The organism is Pseudomonas sp. LBUM1659 (assembly GCF_059716045.1).
Genome location: NZ_CP166797.1, coordinates 3,328,899 through 3,345,988 on the forward strand (window position 1 = coordinate 3,328,899; position 17,090 = coordinate 3,345,988).

General features: G+C 52.2%; 16 protein-coding genes and 3 pseudogenes. 9 read left to right on the forward strand and 10 right to left on the reverse strand.

Translation table 11 applies throughout. The annotated features are described in order from the left end of the window. Nucleotides 1-46: 46 nt before the first annotated feature. The 4 genes and pseudogenes from ACA048_RS15005 (at nucleotide 47) to ACA048_RS15020 (ending at nucleotide 4,933) form a co-directional block, all read left to right on the forward strand. Nucleotides 47-1,318, forward strand: a complete 1,272-nt coding sequence (locus ACA048_RS15005; protein ID WP_497625132.1) for an OprD family porin — start codon at nucleotides 47-49, stop codon at nucleotides 1,316-1,318. A gap of 1,071 nt (nucleotides 1,319-2,389) precedes the next feature. Beyond that, nucleotides 2,390-3,220 (forward strand): substrate-binding periplasmic protein, encoded by an 831-nt coding sequence (locus ACA048_RS15010; protein ID WP_497625133.1) that lies wholly within the window; start codon nucleotides 2,390-2,392, stop codon nucleotides 3,218-3,220. Between the two features lie 530 nt (nucleotides 3,221-3,750). Then, nucleotides 3,751-4,559, forward strand: a pseudogene (locus ACA048_RS15015) (DUF1206 domain-containing protein). Between the two features lie 194 nt (nucleotides 4,560-4,753). Then, nucleotides 4,754-4,933 carry a hypothetical protein gene (locus ACA048_RS15020; RefSeq protein ID WP_497625134.1) on the forward strand — a complete coding sequence of 60 codons (180 nt, stop codon included), beginning with the start codon at nucleotides 4,754-4,756 and terminating at the stop codon, nucleotides 4,931-4,933. A 439-nt stretch (nucleotides 4,934-5,372) separates the two neighbouring features. Here ACA048_RS15020 and ACA048_RS15025 read toward each other — a convergent pair whose 3' ends face one another. The 5 genes from ACA048_RS15025 to ACA048_RS15045 all read right to left on the reverse strand — a co-directional run bounded on the left by ACA048_RS15025 (nucleotide 5,373) and on the right by ACA048_RS15045 (nucleotide 10,047). Further along, on the reverse strand, nucleotides 5,373-5,903 hold the full coding sequence (locus ACA048_RS15025; protein WP_497625135.1) for an NlpC/P60 family protein: 531 nt from the start codon (nucleotides 5,901-5,903) through the stop codon (nucleotides 5,373-5,375). A gap of 122 nt (nucleotides 5,904-6,025) precedes the next feature. Continuing rightward, a complete protein-coding gene (locus ACA048_RS15030; protein ID WP_497625136.1) occupies nucleotides 6,026-7,240 on the reverse strand; it encodes a serine hydrolase domain-containing protein in 1,215 nt (404 codons plus the stop codon). A 5-nt stretch (nucleotides 7,241-7,245) separates the two neighbouring features. Then, the gene (locus ACA048_RS15035) at nucleotides 7,246-8,367 is read right to left on the reverse strand and encodes an extracellular solute-binding protein (protein WP_497625137.1); all 1,122 of its coding nucleotides are present in this window, start codon (nucleotides 8,365-8,367) and stop codon (nucleotides 7,246-7,248) included. Nucleotides 8,368-8,431: 64 nt separating this feature from the next. Then, nucleotides 8,432-8,791, reverse strand: a complete 360-nt coding sequence (locus ACA048_RS15040) for a RidA family protein (RefSeq protein ID WP_497625138.1) — start codon at nucleotides 8,789-8,791, stop codon at nucleotides 8,432-8,434. 14 nt (nucleotides 8,792-8,805) lie between these two features. Next, nucleotides 8,806-10,047 (reverse strand): D-amino acid dehydrogenase, encoded by a 1,242-nt coding sequence (locus ACA048_RS15045; RefSeq protein ID WP_497625139.1) that lies wholly within the window; start codon nucleotides 10,045-10,047, stop codon nucleotides 8,806-8,808. Between the two features lie 113 nt (nucleotides 10,048-10,160). On the opposite strand from ACA048_RS15045, the gene ACA048_RS15050 reads away from it, so the two are divergent. Continuing rightward, a complete protein-coding gene (locus ACA048_RS15050) occupies nucleotides 10,161-11,069 on the forward strand; it encodes a LysR family transcriptional regulator (RefSeq protein ID WP_497625140.1) in 909 nt (302 codons plus the stop codon). An 18-nt stretch (nucleotides 11,070-11,087) separates the two neighbouring features. Here the strand turns inward: ACA048_RS15050 and ACA048_RS15055 are convergent. Next, nucleotides 11,088-11,892, reverse strand: a pseudogene (locus tag ACA048_RS15055) (MDR/zinc-dependent alcohol dehydrogenase-like family protein); the annotation flags it as partial. Nucleotides 11,893-11,963: 71 nt separating this feature from the next. Next, nucleotides 11,964-12,803 carry an alpha/beta fold hydrolase gene (locus ACA048_RS15060; protein WP_497625141.1) on the reverse strand — a complete coding sequence of 280 codons (840 nt, stop codon included), beginning with the start codon at nucleotides 12,801-12,803 and terminating at the stop codon, nucleotides 11,964-11,966. Nucleotides 12,804-13,131: 328 nt separating this feature from the next. Here ACA048_RS15060 and ACA048_RS15065 point away from each other — a divergent pair, with 328 nt between their 5' ends. After that, a complete protein-coding gene (locus tag ACA048_RS15065; RefSeq protein WP_497625142.1) occupies nucleotides 13,132-13,380 on the forward strand; it encodes a hypothetical protein in 249 nt (82 codons plus the stop codon). A 104-nt stretch (nucleotides 13,381-13,484) separates the two neighbouring features. After that, nucleotides 13,485-13,694, forward strand: a complete 210-nt coding sequence (locus ACA048_RS15070) for a hypothetical protein (protein WP_497629868.1) — start codon at nucleotides 13,485-13,487, stop codon at nucleotides 13,692-13,694. Here the strand turns inward: ACA048_RS15070 and ACA048_RS15075 are convergent. Together ACA048_RS15075 and ACA048_RS15080 are read right to left on the reverse strand one after the other, a co-directional pair. Next, a complete protein-coding gene (locus ACA048_RS15075; RefSeq protein ID WP_497625143.1) occupies nucleotides 13,691-13,951 on the reverse strand; it encodes a hypothetical protein in 261 nt (86 codons plus the stop codon). The two genes, ACA048_RS15070 and ACA048_RS15075, sit on opposite strands and share 4 nt — an antisense overlap. A gap of 20 nt (nucleotides 13,952-13,971) precedes the next feature. Beyond that, nucleotides 13,972-14,673: a glycosyltransferase family 2 protein gene (locus tag ACA048_RS15080; protein ID WP_497625144.1), complete on the reverse strand. Its 702-nt coding sequence runs from the start codon at nucleotides 14,671-14,673 to the stop codon at nucleotides 13,972-13,974. 221 nt (nucleotides 14,674-14,894) lie between these two features. Between ACA048_RS15080 and alaE the strand changes: the two genes are divergently transcribed. After that, nucleotides 14,895-15,359 carry an L-alanine exporter AlaE gene (alaE, locus tag ACA048_RS15085; protein WP_497625145.1) on the forward strand — a complete coding sequence of 155 codons (465 nt, stop codon included), beginning with the start codon at nucleotides 14,895-14,897 and terminating at the stop codon, nucleotides 15,357-15,359. Nucleotides 15,360-16,025: 666 nt separating this feature from the next. Here alaE and ACA048_RS15090 read toward each other — a convergent pair. Continuing rightward, a pseudogene (locus ACA048_RS15090) lies at nucleotides 16,026-16,187 on the reverse strand (con-10 family general stress protein); the annotation flags it as partial. Between the two features lie 263 nt (nucleotides 16,188-16,450). Here ACA048_RS15090 and ACA048_RS15095 point away from each other — a divergent pair. Continuing rightward, entirely contained in the window at nucleotides 16,451-17,008 is a 558-nt protein-coding gene (locus tag ACA048_RS15095; RefSeq protein ID WP_497625146.1) for an ATP-dependent Clp protease proteolytic subunit, read from the forward strand. The last annotated feature ends 82 nt before the right edge of the window (nucleotides 17,009-17,090 follow it).

A 17,090-nucleotide genomic window follows, 5' to 3' on the forward strand; every position in this document is an offset into this window, starting at 1 on the left:
GCAAAGGTGCGGGTTTATTCCAACAACAATAAAAGTGAACACTGCCATGCTCAGGAATTCTCTTGGAGCGCTCAGCGCTTGCGCCTGCGTTTTCTCCTTTGGCCAGGCTTGCGCCAGCGGATTTGTCGACGACAGTCATGCCGACCTGGTAATGCGCAACTATTACTTCGATCGCAATTACGTGAACACCACGCCGCAGGCTGCGGCTCGCGAATGGGCGCAAGGCTTCATCCTCAACATGCGCTCGGGTTACACAGAAGGACCTGTCGGCTTCGGCCTGGATGCGCAGGGTTTGCTAGGGCTGAGGCTGGACTCTTCGCCTGATCGCACAGGCACCGGCCTGTTGCCGTACAACCCCACCACTCGGGAGCCGGCCAGTGAATACTCAGAGCTTGGATTGACCGCCAAGGTCCGGGCTTCGAAGAGTGAGTTGCAACTGGGCACCATCAGCACCTTCCTGCCGATCGCTTTCGCCAGCCCTACCCGCCTGCTACCGCAGACCTTCCGCGGCGCGTACCTCAAGTCCCAGGAAATCGACAACCTGACCCTGCACGTCGGCTGGCTCGATCGCATCAACCTGCGCGACTCCACGGACTACCAGAAAATGTCCGTCGCTTCGCCCAACGGGCGCTTCAAGGGTGCGGCTGAGTCCGACCGCTTTTCATTCCTCGGAGGCGACTACGCCTGGTCACCGCAACTGACGCTGAAGTACTACCACGCAGAACTCGCGGACCTGTACCGCAAGGACTTCTATGGCTTTGTCGACAATCGGCCGATGGGCCCCGGCAGCCTGAAAAGCGACTTCCGCCTGTTTGTCACGGGTGAGGACGGCGCGGCCAAAGCAGGCACAGTGGACAACCGCAACGCCGCCCTGATGCTGACGTACAGCCTGGGAGCCCACAAATTCGGCGCCGGCTACATGCAACTGAGCGGCAAGACAGGCATGCCGTACCTGTTCGGCACCGAGCCGTTGGTGATCACCGAGGGCTCCCTGAGCTCCGACTTTCTGAATCCCAAGGAGCGCAGCTGGCAGGTGCGCTATGACTACAACTTTGTCGCCCTGGGTCTGCCCGGACTCAATGGCGTGCTGCGCTACGTTAGCGGCGATAATATCGAGTTGCCCAAGTTGGGCGGCAGCAACCTGAAAGAAAGCGAAAAGGACATCGAACTGAACTATGTGCTTCAGGGCACGCCTCTCAAAGGCCTGGCCCTGCGGGTGCGCAACGCCTGGTACCGCAACGACTTCAGCGCCCAGGCCAGCCATCGGGATGACAATGAGCTGCGGGTGAATGTCGATTACACATGGAAGTTATGGTGAGTTCCCGCCGGTTCCCGGGTGAGGCGCCAATACTTGCATCACGAAGATGCGCGTACACCGTCACTGGATCAAGCCGCCTCCATAGGCCAGATTCATGGTTTGCAGGTAGCGCCAAGCGCTTGCTACAGGTCGATTTCGGCTCGTCGTGACCGGCAGAAATCGGCCAGAAGCGGACGCTCGTTCAGTTAATTCCAAACACCCATCGATAGTGCGCCGCAGTACATAGCGGTGGTGCACACGATAACTTGGGCAACCATGAAACCGAAGCCGGCACCCAGAAACGCAAAGCCCGCAACAATCCATGGCAAGCTCGTATTTATACGGAACCTCAACAACCAAGCCGAAACACTCGTGCCGACGACCATCCCCGGGACAGAAAATAAATGACCCAACCCAACGAGACCGCGATCACGACCCGAGCTGGATACGATCGCCATGTAGACCAGAAGACTGACAACCGCTGCGGCTGTTGTTCCAGTTAGAAACAGGGCCCGAGAACGTAGAATCAAGCCGGGAAGCAACATTACCACTGGCACTCCAATGAGATACCAGAAGCCTAAGTAAAGCGTGTTGCCACCACTGGATGCGTAAATGAGAACGAGAGTGATCAAAACCATTGAACAGACTAGATCATCCCTAAATCCCATTTTCATTCCCTTGCCTCGCTTTCAGCGTCGTTATTGTTTAACTAGATTAGCTGACGGTGAGGTCTTCGTTCCGTTGCCGCTATGGGTCGATGACGCCTGTCGCCACCGGCGGCAATGGGTGGATAACAGCCCTTCTTGGCCGCCAAAAATTAGCCAAAAGCTGCCGGACTGCGTGGGCATTCCCCGTCAGCCAACAGAATAGCGCCATACAAGTGATTGACGTACAGCCACGTTGGAAACATCCGTTCTAGTTCGCTGGCTACAACGCCGCCATCGCCCAGGGCTATTACCGCGAAGAAAGTCTGGAGGTGCGCCTACAAAAAGGCACCCCAGCATCACACCGGTCGAAGAGGTGATCTCCGGGCGCGATCATCACGGTGAAGCCAACAGCGAATTCATCGGTCATGAGGTCAGGAAATATTGAATGGGAAAGTCTCGAGCATATTTTCAGTTGCCTGATAGTATTCAGGAATCTCCAGAAGAGACTCTTATGACAACAAAAAACTACTTCTCTGCTGCGGTTTGCGTGTGCGTACTTTTTTTCATAACGCTACGCGCTAGCGCCGAAAATCTTGTGATCTATGGCGACAATAGCTACCCACCGATCATTTACCTAGATCACGATCGGCCCGCTGGAATCCTGCCGGCGATCTTCGCCAGACTGGAAAAAGATACCGGCGATACCTATCAGCTGCGCTTATTGCCATGGAAGCGAGCGTTGAAAAATGCCCAAAATAGCGTCGGTGGTATTACTAATATTTCGCGTAACAAGGCGCGCGAAACGTTCTACGATTTCTCACAACCGATATACGACGACGACATCAGTTTGGTGGTTTTGAAAGGGCACGAGTTTGACTTCAAAACGATCAAAGACTTGAAGGGAAAGAAGCTCGGCGGTCTGTCCGGTGCCAGCTACGGTGAAGACGTTGATCAGGCCATCAGTAACGGCGAGCTACAGGTGGAACGTGAACACGGTGAACAATCGAGGCTGCTAAAGTTACTGGCCGGCCGCATAGATGTGGCGATTATTGGCAACGGCATTGCCGGGCTTGAAGTGATACTGGCCTCTGACCCTATGCTAGAGGTCAATCGAAGCCAAATTGTGCTGCTACCCAAACCGCTGATACGCGACCCTCTATATTTGGCTTTTAGCAAAGCTATGAATTTGCGGCCGGCACTGGAACGCTTCAATAGGGCGCTAGAGGCGTTAAAGCGCACAGGCGAATATCAGCAATTGATTGCTAAAAAGCCTTAGAAAACCTCGGAAAAAATAGCGTGCGACGCAAGTATAAGTACGCCCTCGGCGGCTGCGTAAGTAATTGAGGCTTTTGGGGCAATCCCTACAAAAATCCTATGCCAGCCTCCTGGCATAGAATTTTTTGCCCGTTCATTAATTCCTGCTTGATCACCCAAGCATTTTTCCAGTGCTCATCTGTAGTAGTGATCAGCTTTGATCTTTCTACCGCAGAAGTATGTAAGGTTGCGCCTCCTACATGACCACAGAGAAAAAAAATCCGGCCAGCCTGGCAATGGCGCTTGGGCTGTCGAAGATGGGGAGGCGGTGGGATTCCTCTATTCTTGACGTCGCTTTGTGAACGAGTTCTGCCCCTCGCTACCGACCGCCATGGGACGTTCTCTGCCGATCATGAGCACGAAAGGTGCTGGGCAAACCCAATGCGCCGTTCCATATTTTCCAGGCGGGATAGTACTGGCCTGGAAATTTCTCAATCGAACCCCTCCCAATTCGACAGGTCTGCTTTGTATTACCTATCAGGAATACGTCCAATGTTCGCGCAACGCAGCCTTGTTATATTCGCTCGGGGAGGATACGCCGCTCGAGGAATACTTTATTTTGTCATCGGCATCTTCGCTTTGTTGGCTGCGCATGACTCGACGAAACCGAAGGACGGCCACAAGAGCCTTGAAGCATTGCTAAGCCAGCCATTCGGTTATTTTTTGGTCGGGCTTGTGGTGACCGGTCTGCTCGCATTTGCGGCTTGGCGCGTTTTGCAGGCGACACGTGACGTCGATCATCACGGTAAAAAACTCAAAGGTTTGGTGATTCGTACCGGTTTGTTGGCGGGAGGTTTAGTCAACGGTGCATTGGCAATATTTGCGTTGGGTTTACTTATCAGCGGTCTCAAAAGCTCGGGCAATTCAGGAGCACAAACCAAAGATTGGCTGGCGCATCTTTTGTCTTGGGAATACCCGAATTGACTGGTGTACCTGATCGCCATCCTTCTGCTTGGTGTAGGAATTGCTCACATCATCAAGGGATGGAAGGCATAGTTCGTGAAATACTTTGAAGCTGACGAAAACGTCATGCGGTCCGTCCGTCCGGTGTCTAGGTTCGGCTTAATAGCGCGAGGGGTCGTGTTTATGGAGATTGCCTTGCTGCTGACAATTAGCGGTTCCGCTTATCAGGCCGTGGAACCACCTGGTATGAAGGAAGCTCTCGATGCTCTCCAGAATCTGCGGGCTGGATGGTTAATTTTAGTGGTGATGGCCTTGGGTCTGATTGCTCGGTTTACAGCTTCTCAGAAGCCTTTTGGCGCAAGATAAATATGGATGTGCTTGGATTAACGAGAACGTAGAGTCCTAGTCAAAATGAGAAGTCATTCGCAGCCCGTGTGCAATATGCCAGGTAACCCTGCCGTAAGAAATTGAGCTATTGCCGTCTTATCAAAACTCATGCCCTTGGCGATACACTGGGCCTAAATGAATGGCCTTCCTGCAACCAGCCCAGTTCACTCAGTACTTGCGGTTTCATTTCATAGAGGAGTAAAAAATGTTAAGTCGACCAGATAAGGACGCGCTGCGTGCGATGTTGGAATCCCAAGTTCAAGAGGTGCTTCAGCACGATCCTGACACGGTTACAACATATGCAAACAAGCCTGAACCGGAGCGTAAGCCTTACATCACCAAGCCAACTATTCAGGAAAAAGCATTTAACAAAGAGCTAGATTAGATGCGTGCAGATGCTGACGCCGGAGTGATACATGCGCCCCAGCGCGAGCCGCAAGAAGCGAGCGCTCCTAGCCTTAGGCTTGACGATTATCCGGATCTGTAAAACTTGCCGCTGAGAATCTACAGGCAGGAGCGACTTGCCGGTTTTTCAATCTTGCAAGGCTCCTCCCTGGTTAAGGTTAGGATTACCACCACATGGCACCGTTGCTCCAAAAAGGACTGCCTGCCAGCTTCAGTTTTCAAATCGTAGCCAGGTGTTGGTGAATGGAATAACAAGTGCTTCGCGAGTATCGACTACCTGCTCATGACGTCATGGCGTGCAGCGAGTTGCCAGATCACCTGACAACCCTAATGCTTGGGGCACTGCGCGACATAAGTATCTGCGTTAAAGTCTCAAGACTTATCGTGTCGTAAGTGAACAAAATGTAGTAGTAATAACTTTATTCACATAATTTTTCGTCAAGTCGCATGCCATAGGCAAAGTCATTGGAAGGGATGGTTTGTGTTTTTACAATGCCTTTGTTTGAAGTCATACGATGCATATATTCACCGTTGCCTACTGCGATGCCCACATGGGTGATAACACCAGGAGCCCAGTCGCCATAAGTATTTTTCAGAAAGACCAAATCGCCAGCCTGAATTTCTTTAAGTGACATGATTTTTGTTCCAAATTCTGGCCCGGCCAAGGAATCGGCCATATCGGGTGCGAGCTTGTCTTCCGGGCTTAGTACATCACTGTCCCAAGGCTTTAGTGTTTGCTTGGTCGCAAAGGAAGCACCACAGGCAGTTTGCATGACTATACGCGTCCAGTTCATACACTCTTCAGATTTTCCGACCCGAAAACCTTGTTCCGACCAAGGCTTGGCCGCGTCCATAATTAGCGCTGCGGTGTTTTTAGGGGGCGTTGCTTCGCTGGAAAAGGCGGGCGAGGCTATAAATGAAATCAGTGCAAGTAGGAATGTCTTGTTCATTTTTATTATCTCCAGAGTAAGTGCTTTTTGTTTTAGGTGTTCAGATAGTCAGAGTTTTAAAAATACAATCGCTTGTTTGCCGGAGTTCACCGCTAGCGGGTTTTGCAGTTGACGCTTAATAGTTAGCTGGGGCGAAAGTTACAAGTAAAGTTTTTAACAAGCTGGTACTCCCAGCGCGAGAAGCCTTCTATTGCGCCTTGGAAGTTTTCGTCTGCTTCGTTCGTCCCGCTAATCAGCCAGACCAAAGCCGACTGGCTGGCATGATGCAGGTATAAACCGGACAACAACCCATAAGCCGCTCCAGGGTGGCCCCATAAATAATCGCCGTTTCGTAAAGGGTATCGGTGACTTGCCAACCCAGCTTCGGTAAATAACCCTTCACAATCAGATACCTTCTGTCCGCCCGAACTTCTCCAATAAGCTTGGTTCAGCATGCGTGCGCTTGACCCCAAACGGCGGTCATCAAGCAGTGCCTGGCTGAGGTGGATAAGTCCCTGTAGCGACGTTCGCAATCCACCTTGTGGCGAAAAAGCGCTGCCATTACTGGCCAGTGAATATGTCGATTCAATATCAGAGCGTTCGGTGTGGTACTCAAGCTCATTGCTGATATCTGGATTTTCCACTGGTAATTGGGCCAGTGTCGGTATGTGCCCATGCCAATCGTCAACACTGGCCAGCCAGCGCCCTTGTTGCCAACGATGAACTGGAGCCAACTGATCAATTTCAGCCTGACTAAACTCGGCCAGATTAAAGCCCCCTGGAATGTTATTGGGAATTAGCAAATGCTCTTTGATATAGCGATCAAAGCGTTGGCCACTCACGCTCTCTAGCACGCACGCGATCAAACCAAAGTTTAAGTTACTGTAATTAAAACATTGTCCCAGCTGATAACTGTTGGCGCACAGCCAGCGGTCTTGATCTCCCAAGAGTGCTGAGATGGGTTGGCCGAGTGGCAGCGTGTAGCGCTTAGCATCATTGAGAAGGCTGGTATGCGACAACAAATGCCAAAGACGAATCGGACTCTCTGGTAGCTGTGGGTGCCTCAAGTTGAAGCCGAGTAGTTCGCTGATATCCTGATCCAAATCGAGACGCCCTGACTGCACCAGAGGCATTAGAGCCAGCCCGGTCACCAGCTTGGACAGAGAGGCTATTCGTATCATGTGTGACGCAGTGAATTCTTGAACCCCACTGAGACCATCAGCAGCAAAGCGGGCGTGACCGAATGTGCCGCTAAATACCAACTGCCCATTTTGAATCACGCCAACTGCTAGCGCTGCGAGGGGATGTTTAGTATCACCTTGCAGCCGCTGACATAACGTGGGCCAATGCTCGAACATTGGGTTCACTTGGCTGCCGTGCGCAGCTTGTTGAATGCGCGAGTCATACTTCTTTGATCTTGCTGATTTAGATTAACGGTGTACAGCAGTTCCTGCGTTTTAGCGCTCGGGTACTGGTATGGATCTGCCGTCAATGCTGCATCGAGTAATGGTGCTGCGGCTTTGTTGGGGCTTGCATATTGCAGTTCGTTGGCAATTTTTGCCGCATTTTCCGGGCGCAAAATGAAGTCGATAAACTGGAGGGCTGTCTGCGGGCTTTTTGCATCAGCCGGGATCGCAAAATTGTCTACCCAGAGCTTGGTGCCATTATTCAAGCTGTAACGGTAAGTCAAGCGCAGCGGTGATTTTGCATCGATCAACCGCTGATTGCCTAGGGCTGCGTCACCGCTATAGCCCATTGCTGCGCAGAGGTTGCCACTGGCGAGATTAATCGTAATCATGGAAGTGAACTGGCGAACATAGGGGCGAATTTTAAACAGCTGTTGCGTCGCCGCCTCGATATCTTCAGGTGTCGGGTTGGCTACAGGGAGGCCAAGATAGCGCAGCACCATCGGCATGGTTTCAAAAGGCGAATCCATCAAGCTCAAACCGCAGGATTGCAAGCGCTGGGCATAGCGAGGCTCAAACAGCAGTGCTAATGGATTTTCCGGCATTGGCAGATCGCCCAAGGCTTTAAGCACAGCCTCTTCTTGGAACACCACCCCGGTAGTGCCATACAAATAAGGCACGGCATGCTCATTACCGTTATCGATTACCGCCATCTGCTTTAGTGTTTCGGGGTCAAGATTGCCATAATTACTCAGCTTGGCTTTATCCAGTTTGGCGTAGACACCAGCTTTCAACTGCGGGCCGAGCGTATCCGATGCTGTGATGACCAGGTCATAGCCGGAGCGACCGGTGAGCATCTTTGCCTGCATGACCTCGGTTGAGTCATACACCTGTACCACTACATCGATGCCGGTCTCGGCCTCAAACGCTTTGACCACGTCCGGGCTGATGTAGTCAGCCCAAGTGTAAAAATTCAATGTTGGTTTTTCGCTAGCTTGCACGAAGCCGGTCGAAAAAATGATCGCAGTTGTAATACTTGTAAGAAGGCTGAGCGAGGTATTTGTTTTGTTCTGACGCATGTCATTGCTCCTGATAAAATTTAAACGGGCAAACAATAGGTTTAGTGCGCAATAAAGGCTTGCATCAAGACCTGCAAACGGCAGCAATAACCATCACCTCCACCCGTACATCTGGTGAAGCTAAGGGACTTTGCACGGTTGCTCTAGCTGGTGGTTGATGTCCTTCCAGCCAATGCTCCCAGACTTGATTGAACTCGCTGAAATCCGCAGCAATATCGCTTAACCATATCTGCACACTGAGTAGCTGTGAGCGATCAGAGCCGGCGCTTGCCAGCAATTGATCGATTTTCGCAAATACTTCTTGGGTTTGGCTACGAATGTCAGCTTTTCGGTCATTGGGCACTTGGCCTGAGAGATACACAACGTCGCCATGGAGAACCGCTGCTGAAAGACGCTTATTGCTGTTTATGCGTACAATTTCCAAAGTGAATGCTCCGTCTAACGAGGTGTAAAAGCGTGTAAGGCGAGCGTATTGCTGCCGCGCTGCACGCTCTCAGCCAGCAGTTCAGAGCTGCCGGCAGCCAAGGTAAAGCCAAGCGCACCATGCCCTAGGTTGAACCAAAGGTTGCGGTATTGACCACGCCCGATAATCGGCATTCCGGTCGGCGTGGCGGGTCGCAGGCCAGCCCACTGAATGGCGTTTGAAAAATCCCCTGCTTTAGGAAAGGTGTCTTTGGCCAGTGCGGTTAAATGCGCTAGTCGAGAAGGCTTCAAACTTAGATCATTGCCTACAATGTCGACCATGGCGGCAACCCGCAAATTTTCGCCAATGCGCGCGTAAACCACCTTGTTATCGTAATCAGTCACGCTCACTTCTGGTGCTTGGCTAGGCTGTGAAAGAGCTAGCGTCAAGCTGTAACCTTTGAGCGGATAAACCAGTAACCGGTGACCTGCAGCTTTGCCTAATTGCGCACCACCAACACCATTTGCCAGAACAATATCGTCGAACTCGATATCCCCTTGACTGGTGTGCACGCAAGTCAATCGATTGCCGTTAGAGGAGAAACCATTAGCGACACAATTTGTCTGCAGGCGAAAGTTGGTCGATGCCATAAGCTGACTCAACAAGGCCTGACAGAACTGATAGCAATCAGCAACCTCATCGCCAGGGCTAAACACCCCGCCACAGAGCCGCCCTTGCAATGCGTGTAGCGCAGGCTCGAGTTCAAGGCATTCACGGGCGCTCATGGCTCTCTGAGAACTATCAAGGCCCGCTTGCCGGGCGCAGTCAAATGAACCACGCTGACGAAACAGCACCAGCTTGCCGTTCTCACGCCAGTCAAACTCAGTCAATCTGTTTTCGGCTCGCCATTGGTTCAAAACTGTCTGACTTTTCAAGGCTAGCTCAAGCAACAATTGGCTATTTTTAACGTTGGTAGTGCGCCGGCAAGCACGCAAAAAAGATAACATCCAGCGCCATTGCGCCAGCTCCAAACGCGGCCTGACTGTGAGTGGACTCTGCGCGCCATGGCGCATCCAAGCCAATGCCTTAAAAGGTACGTTGGCATCAGCCAGTGGAGAAACATAGCGATAACTTAATTGCCCACCATTCGCAAAGCTGGCGCCGTTGGCGGGTGTTGCGCTGGCCTCAATAAGGGTCACCTGCATACCTGCTCTCACGAGTGAGTAGGCGCTTGTCAGACCTATCACCCCACCACCCACCACCACCACTCGCTTCATCAGGCGCCCTTAAGTACCGTTCAGTAGGTGCTGATAGTAAAAACAGCAGCCAAGATTGAATAATCGCTTTATGCTGGCGATCAATAACCTGAGGTTATGGCTTGAGGCCCCCTATGCGGTTGCGACATATCGAAGTGATACAGGCGATTTTGCAGACTGGCAGCATCACCGCTGCGGCTAATTTGCTGCATATTTCACAGCCGGCGGTCAGCAAGACACTTCAACACGCGGAGCAGCAACTTGGGTTTGAATTGTTTCTGCGTACCAAGGGTCGGTTACTGCCCACCCCTGAAGCGCGTATTTTGCAGCGCGAATTCGATTTGCTTGGTGATGACCTTCAGCGCATCCGCGACCTAGCAGCCAACCTTCGCCAACAAGAAAACCATCCTCTTCGGTTGGTGTGTACGCCAACACTGGCTCAGCAGTTGCTGCCTATGAGCGTGTCTCAATGGCGAACCTATTTTCCCAAAAAAATTTGTTATCTGGCAACGCACCATACTGACGGCATTAAACGGGCCTTACTGCTTCGCGAGTGCGACCTTGGCTTTTCGTTGCAACCGTCCGACCATCCGGGTATTCACTCTGAACCTCTGGCGCAGGGGTGCTTGCAGGTCATCACCCCTGGGAATTGGGAATTAGGCGCGAAAGGTGTTATTGGTCTAGCAGACTTAGCGGGGCAACGGATGATTGGTCTCGAACTGAAAGACCCGATTGGCGCGCTTTTAAGCAGTCAGCTTGAGCGTTTGAATCCACCTGTAGAGGTGTTTACTCGGGTGCAAACCTACCAGTTGCAATTAAGCATGGTTGCGAGCGGTGAAGGTATAGCCATCGTTGACCCATTTACAGCATTCAGTGCAAGACACCTAGGCCTGACCAGCCATCCACTGACACCAAATATTGCCATTACTCTGCATGGCTGGTGGCTGAAAGATCAGAATTTTCTTGAGCCGCAACGTCGGTTACTTGCCAAGGTCAAGGAAGCCGCGCGGGAGTTGCTTCACTGCTCTAGTCAGCCTTCATGAATCTGTAAGCGAAAGGCATCACGGTTTGCTAAACGGCATCCAGTTGGACTGTAACAGTTCGGCGACTTCACCTGCCCGCTGCGTCAGTAGGCAGGCAGTACGTCTTTTCAATACTTGTGTATAAGCGTAAGGCCCTTCCGCGAGTTTCAGCCGATTAGAGATAATTGGCACCGGATTGGCACGATCGTGGTGAATGAGTTCATCCAAGCAGCAGTTGTAGACTTTGACGTTGGCTTACCCAATTCGGATCTGTTGGCCTCTGAAACAGAAAGCACCGAAGTCGAAGGCCATCTTGCCTTGCTTGGCCAGCTCATCTTTGGCGCCTGGGTCTTCCGGCACACGTCCACACACGACACCGATACCACCGATGGCTTTAGTCGATGCGACGAGGTGTTTCATGGTCAAGAGATTGGCTTCATGGCCATGACGGTCACAGCACTGATAACCCACACAATCACAGCCACGATCAGCAACTTTGCCGTGATTCAGATAGAGAATCTGATCCACCGCTCACGTCTCAAGCGAATTGATTGGCGTGGCGTCCATCTGTCCAGCCCGCTTTACTCGGTTAGGATGATTGTCGACCACAAAGACCTGTGAAGCATCTTTGATCATCGCCGAGTGAGCGGCCATCTGTCCGACCGGCCTGCGCCATAAATGGCAATGCTTTCTCCTGGCAATAGACCCGCCAACTCGGTGGCGTGCCATCCGTTAGAAAGATGGCTGAGAACATGACGTAGTCATCCTCACGCTCTTGCGCATCCTCGGGCAGCACTAAGCAGTTGAAGTCGGCGCAAGGCACGCGAAGCAATTCAGCCTGCCCGACTCGCCTCGCCTCGCCTCGCCACACCACACCACACCACACCGATGAAAGCCACTAGCAGGCGACAGCGATCAACTCCTCTGGGATTGAAGCAGATGTGGCTCGAACATGCCTTTGGCGATCATTGGCGCGGGCTCGTCATCGATGTGCTGATGGCAGAGGAATTCGCGTATTACTTCGGCGGTGCGCCTAGCGCTGGTCACCACGAAAAAATGCCCCTCGCCTTTTAGGACGTGCAGTTCGGCGCGTCGAATGGTGCGACGCAGAATATGCGCGTTGTACAACCGCACCAGGGTGTCGCGTTCGCCGGTGAGGATCAGCGTGCGCTGGCGCAGACGGAACAGTCGCAGCAGGCTTGTCCAGCCGACCAAAGCGGCGATCTGGTGGTAATAGGTTCGCGGGTTGGTCGTGAGCATGCCTTTCACCACACCGAAGCGCAGCAGCGTCTGTATCGAATTGGGCGAGCCTTCTTGCTTGCGCAGTTTGGCGCTTTTGCTCCTGCCAAAAAAATCCAGGATGTCGGCGGGTTTCACCAGCATCGCCGGGCCAGCCGAGGTTGCCGCGAGGATCAGCCGGCGCACCATGCTTGGATAGCGCAGGGCGAATTCTTGCGCCAATGCACCGCCCCAACTCACGCCGAACACATCGACCTGGTCGATTCCCAATTGTTTGAGCATCTCAGCGATCAGATCGGCATGGCGCGGCAGGCGCATCGGCCAGCGGGGCATTTGCGATTTTCCGACCCCGGGCACGTCCAACGTTATAGTCGTGTAGTCCACCAATTCATCGCGCAGGGGATCGAAGGTACGGATCAAACCACCTAGGCCGTTGAGCAAGAGCAACGGTGAGCCTTGACCGCAGATTGAAACATTCAACTGCAAGTCTTTAATGGTTAGTTTGTGCGTTGTCATGATTTCCCCCATGGCCTACCCACCGTTAGGACAGCGTATGGCGTTTGCGTTGCAAAAAAGGGTGGCGTTTATTGACATGGCTCTACGAAGCGTAAGCTCCAAATATTGTGCAGATGCTGGTGGTCACAATTCCAGTTGGCCAGCCTTAGACTCCGAGCCGTAGCTGATGACCTATTTAAAATGTCCAGCTATCGGCACCTGACGGTGCATCACCCAAAGCCTCTCTTGACTCTTCAAAAAATTGGAACCGCTTTTAGACGCGCTCGCCTAATGATCAGCTTGTGGATAATCCCATAGGCGATTTGCCAATACCGGCACACTCCGAGAGGTGGACAACGTGGCTAAAGACGAGAAGAAAAACAAAGGTGAGGCTTCGAAAGCCAGCAAGGAATTGAAAGACAAAAAGTCATCACCGGTAAAGAAATCGGCTGCGGCCTCGGCTCTTTCGAAATCTTCCGAGAAGAAAGACAAGAAAAAAGATGCCGAACCAAAGAAATCTGCAAAAAAAGCTGATAGCAAGCCAGAAAAGGCTAAGAAATCAGAGAAGGCAGAAAAGCCGGCTAAAAAGAAAAAGTGACATCTGCTATCTGCTAGGGCGTTACGCCCTAGCTTTCTCAGGCTGTGTTGCCTTCGTTAGGGTAAAGAATTTTGGTGTATCTGGATTGGGTTCAATGGCCCGCGATGTTGGTGACAGTGCTGGCCGCATGGTTGATCGGGTCGCAACGGCCAGAAAGGCGCATGGCAGGATTTGTATGCTTCGGTTTGAGTAACTTGCTGTGGGTGATTTGGGGTGTCTACGCCGAGGCCTATGCCCTCATCATCCTGCAGATTTGCCTTTTCCTTATGAACCTACGCGGGTTCAAAAAGAACTTAGAAGGACAGCAGACCTAGAGACTCCCCGACGTTCGAGAGCCATTGAGATTTTTCTTGAAGCCTCGGGCGTTCATTCCCAGTAATACACATTCAAGGACTATCAACGCGTAAGCGTTTGCGTGCAGTCCCCAGACGACCCACAACGCGTTACTCGCGATGAATCCCCAAAAGGCGATCATGCGCCGGCGTGGTCGTTGCGAGCCGACAAACCAAGCTGAAATCACCGTCACTACCATCGCGGGCCATTGTACAAAGTCGATGTATTCCAAAATCATCCCTTCTAACCCCCCGCAATTCAAGGAGCAATATCAGCACTGACATGAGGGTTAAGTACAGGCATTCCGAGGGAAGCGCCGAGTGAGGTCAAATATTCACCAAACCCGCCCCGACACTTGAAATCTCGGCGTGCGCTAGTAATCACTGGGTTCGTCGCTGTCCAAACAATACGAGCGCCGATCCTCTCAAGGTCGGCCACCAAGTGGACGTCTTCGTGTGCGGCAAGATGCTGAAAGCCGCCGGCGTTTCGATACGTTTCGGCACTCATTCCGAGATTGGCACCGTGAATATGGCGATGGTTCTCGTCGAACTGATACAACTCAAGATAACTCGATCGCACCAGGTCACCATGCTCACTCCAGCTGTCCACCTCCACCGTTCCACATACCGCATCAGCCTTGAACTCGATCTGGCGGGCGAGCCAGTCGTGAGGAACGACCGTATCGGCATCGGTGAACGCTAGCCACTGTGCGCCGGCATTAAGTAATTCCTGTGCGCCAGTCGCTCTGGCCTTACCAACATTCTGATAACAGGCGTCGAGCATTGCGACACCCTGAGCCGAAATCAACTGAGCGGTGTTGTCCGAACAATCGTCCAGGACGACAAGTATCGTGACCAACTGATCATGCAAGTCTGGATGCCCCGCAGCCATCAGGACAGATGACAGGCAGTCGGTGATGTGGTTTTCTTCGTTATGCGCAGGTATCACAACACCGATCATTGGCGTTCTCTCGTTCTAGCGAATTGTAAGCACTGCAGTTATCGACACTCCGCTTCAAAAGATGGTTTAAAGAATCTACGTCATCGCAATGTGCGGGTTTGCTGATCAATCTCATTCCATCAGAAACTTTTCCAGGAAATTTGGTACCACCCCAAGAAAGTGGCGCGCACAGGAAAAGTCCCAACTAAATAGCGCTCTGAACGAGGCATGAGGTAAGCGATTTGTCTTATTCAACTGAAGATCGAAACGATAGGTGGCGATCTTTCACTGCAGATACTCTGGCGTTGATCCTTTTTTTTACCGTTACGGGCATCCTTAACGAGCGATTCATTGCGGGGATGGCTTGGGAGCAGGTGCTTCATACCCGACTTCTAGGTGCCGGGCTTATGGTTCTGACTGGCCGCCCATATGGGCTTTGGCGAGACTGGTTCATGCGATTTTCCAGCACGAGTCGAACTTCCCGAATTTTGTGGGACACGCTCGCTCTCGTAAGCTTCCAGGTACCAATCTATGCAGCCATATTGGCAATCTGCGGGGCTGACGGCAAAGAACTACTGTATGGATCATTTGGTGTGACGGTAATTATGTTAACTCTGGGACGACCGTATGGGGCGTTCCTGAACTTCGTCAGAGGTCGTTTCGGCCTCCCGGACGGAGGAGAAAAGCCAATGTCGCTGAACATGTGATAGCCATTTTGTGGCTTCGACACGCCATAGGCGTCTGCCGCAGCTAGGCGGGTCAGCCCTGCAGATTAGCTTTGGCGAATGAGACTCCCGGCGGTGGCACGGATCAAGATTTCATCCTGTTGAAAACGTTCCTCAAGATCGCGCTTCTAGCGTTGCTACCAAAGCCGATCTACCGCTTTAACCATGACCTAATGAACGATGATGTCGTCCTCTGATCTTTTGTTGCCTTCCAGTAGCGAGATACCTTTTACCAGGTTGCGACGCCGATGCGCCTCCGAACTGATCGGCCAGCTGTTCCCGTACAGGGCGAAAAAGCTCGACGGGTTGCAGCGCGCCGCGCGGGCCAACACGAAATCAAGCCCCGAAAGATTCGGGGCTTGATAGGGTCAGAAGATATCAGGGTTTTCGCCCTCCACCTCCGCTCACCCCACCATCCTTGCTTCCCATTTCAGATGACTTATCGCGGTCATCGGAAAGAGTGCTGTCTCGCCCGGCTCCTTTTCCACCGCTGGACGATTGATCAGCCTTATTGGATTGTTGTCCACCTGAAGCCTGGCCGCCTTTTTGGCCCGGTTTGGTCATGTTTTCTTTATCGTCGGCAAATTCGCCTCCGCGATTCGTACCCTGCCCTCCTCCAGACATGCGGTCACTATCACGGGATTGTTGTCCGCCGGAAGCTTGACCACCTTTTTGGCCTGCTTCAGACGCGCGTTGCGGATCGTTGGCAAAATTTCCGCCAGAGGCTTCTCCACCTTTCTTACCGGCTTCAGAAGCCTTGTCACGGTCATTAGAAAAATTGCCTGGATTTTTATTCCCTGTATTGGCCATTTTTGTCACCTCTACATCGTTGGCACGAGCATAGGCTCGTCTAATTGGGAGGACGCACAAAACAGAAAGTTTGAACGGAAATATTGGGCACGCGACGAGTGGATTGGGGTATTTGGTTCCATCGAATATGAGCGCATTTGATGGACGGCGTATGCGTCATCGAGGGAACATCCAACGTCGAATTTCAGATCAAAATGATCGACGTTTACTAGACTTAACAATTCGTAGAAATCCCCCATGCATCAGACTCAGGAGGTTGATCGATGACTGAACATATCGTGCATTTTCATTGTCAGATCGATCAGGCTACGACTGAGCGCTTTCGGGACTGTTGCCTCGAAGCCATCGATCAAGGCGCCACCTCCTTGCTTCTGAATCTTTCTACAAGCGGCGGTAGCACTAACTTCGGCTTTGCTCTCTACACGTTCCTGAAATCATTGCCGGTACCGCTATGCGCGATCAACGCGGGCAACATCGAGTCAATGGGCATCATCATGTTTTTAGCTGCAGGCCGACGTATCACCTCGCCACACTCACGCTTCCTGATTCACCCGATGAATTGGTACTTTAGTCAAAAATCAGTCGACCATCAGCGCCTGCGTGAATACCTGTCGAGCCTCGACAACGACCTCGCGCGTTACGTGCAAATTTTCACACTGGAAACTGCTGACGCAGAGACCAAGCTCGATATTTTTCATTGCCTTTCAGCAGAAGAAAAAGTCATCGCTGCACACGAGTCTCTGGCATACGGGATAGCGCATGAGATGAAGCAAATGATGTTTGCAGACGATGTCAAACATTGGAAAGTCAGTGGTGGATAGTCGGAGCGCCCTCCTCAGTCTCGGATCGGGACAGCAGGCTGGGACTCGCTGGCCCTGAGAAGAAAAAGACGCGCGCTGACAT

Excerpts from the sequence above, each read along its gene's own strand:
- ACA048_RS15005 (WP_497625132.1), top strand. The coding sequence starts at position 47 with ATGCTCAGGAATTCTCTTGGAGCGCTCAGCGCTTGCGCCTGCGTTTTC.
- ACA048_RS15010 (WP_497625133.1), top strand. The coding sequence starts at position 2,390 with ATGGGAAAGTCTCGAGCATATTTTCAGTTGCCTGATAGTATTCAGGAA.
- ACA048_RS15020 (WP_497625134.1), top strand. The coding sequence starts at position 4,754 with ATGTTAAGTCGACCAGATAAGGACGCGCTGCGTGCGATGTTGGAATCC.
- ACA048_RS15025 (WP_497625135.1), bottom strand. The coding sequence starts at position 5,903 with ATGAACAAGACATTCCTACTTGCACTGATTTCATTTATAGCCTCGCCC.
- ACA048_RS15030 (WP_497625136.1), bottom strand. The coding sequence starts at position 7,240 with ATGTTCGAGCATTGGCCCACGTTATGTCAGCGGCTGCAAGGTGATACT.
- ACA048_RS15035 (WP_497625137.1), bottom strand. The coding sequence starts at position 8,367 with ATGCGTCAGAACAAAACAAATACCTCGCTCAGCCTTCTTACAAGTATT.
- ACA048_RS15045 (WP_497625139.1), bottom strand. The coding sequence starts at position 10,047 with ATGAAGCGAGTGGTGGTGGTGGGTGGTGGGGTGATAGGTCTGACAAGC.
- ACA048_RS15050 (WP_497625140.1), top strand. The coding sequence starts at position 10,161 with ATGCGGTTGCGACATATCGAAGTGATACAGGCGATTTTGCAGACTGGC.
- ACA048_RS15060 (WP_497625141.1), bottom strand. The coding sequence starts at position 12,803 with ATGACAACGCACAAACTAACCATTAAAGACTTGCAGTTGAATGTTTCA.
- ACA048_RS15070 (WP_497629868.1), top strand. The coding sequence starts at position 13,485 with ATGTTGGTGACAGTGCTGGCCGCATGGTTGATCGGGTCGCAACGGCCA.
- ACA048_RS15075 (WP_497625143.1), bottom strand. The coding sequence starts at position 13,951 with ATGATTTTGGAATACATCGACTTTGTACAATGGCCCGCGATGGTAGTG.
- ACA048_RS15080 (WP_497625144.1), bottom strand. The coding sequence starts at position 14,673 with ATGATCGGTGTTGTGATACCTGCGCATAACGAAGAAAACCACATCACC.
- ACA048_RS15095 (WP_497625146.1), top strand. The coding sequence starts at position 16,451 with ATGACTGAACATATCGTGCATTTTCATTGTCAGATCGATCAGGCTACG.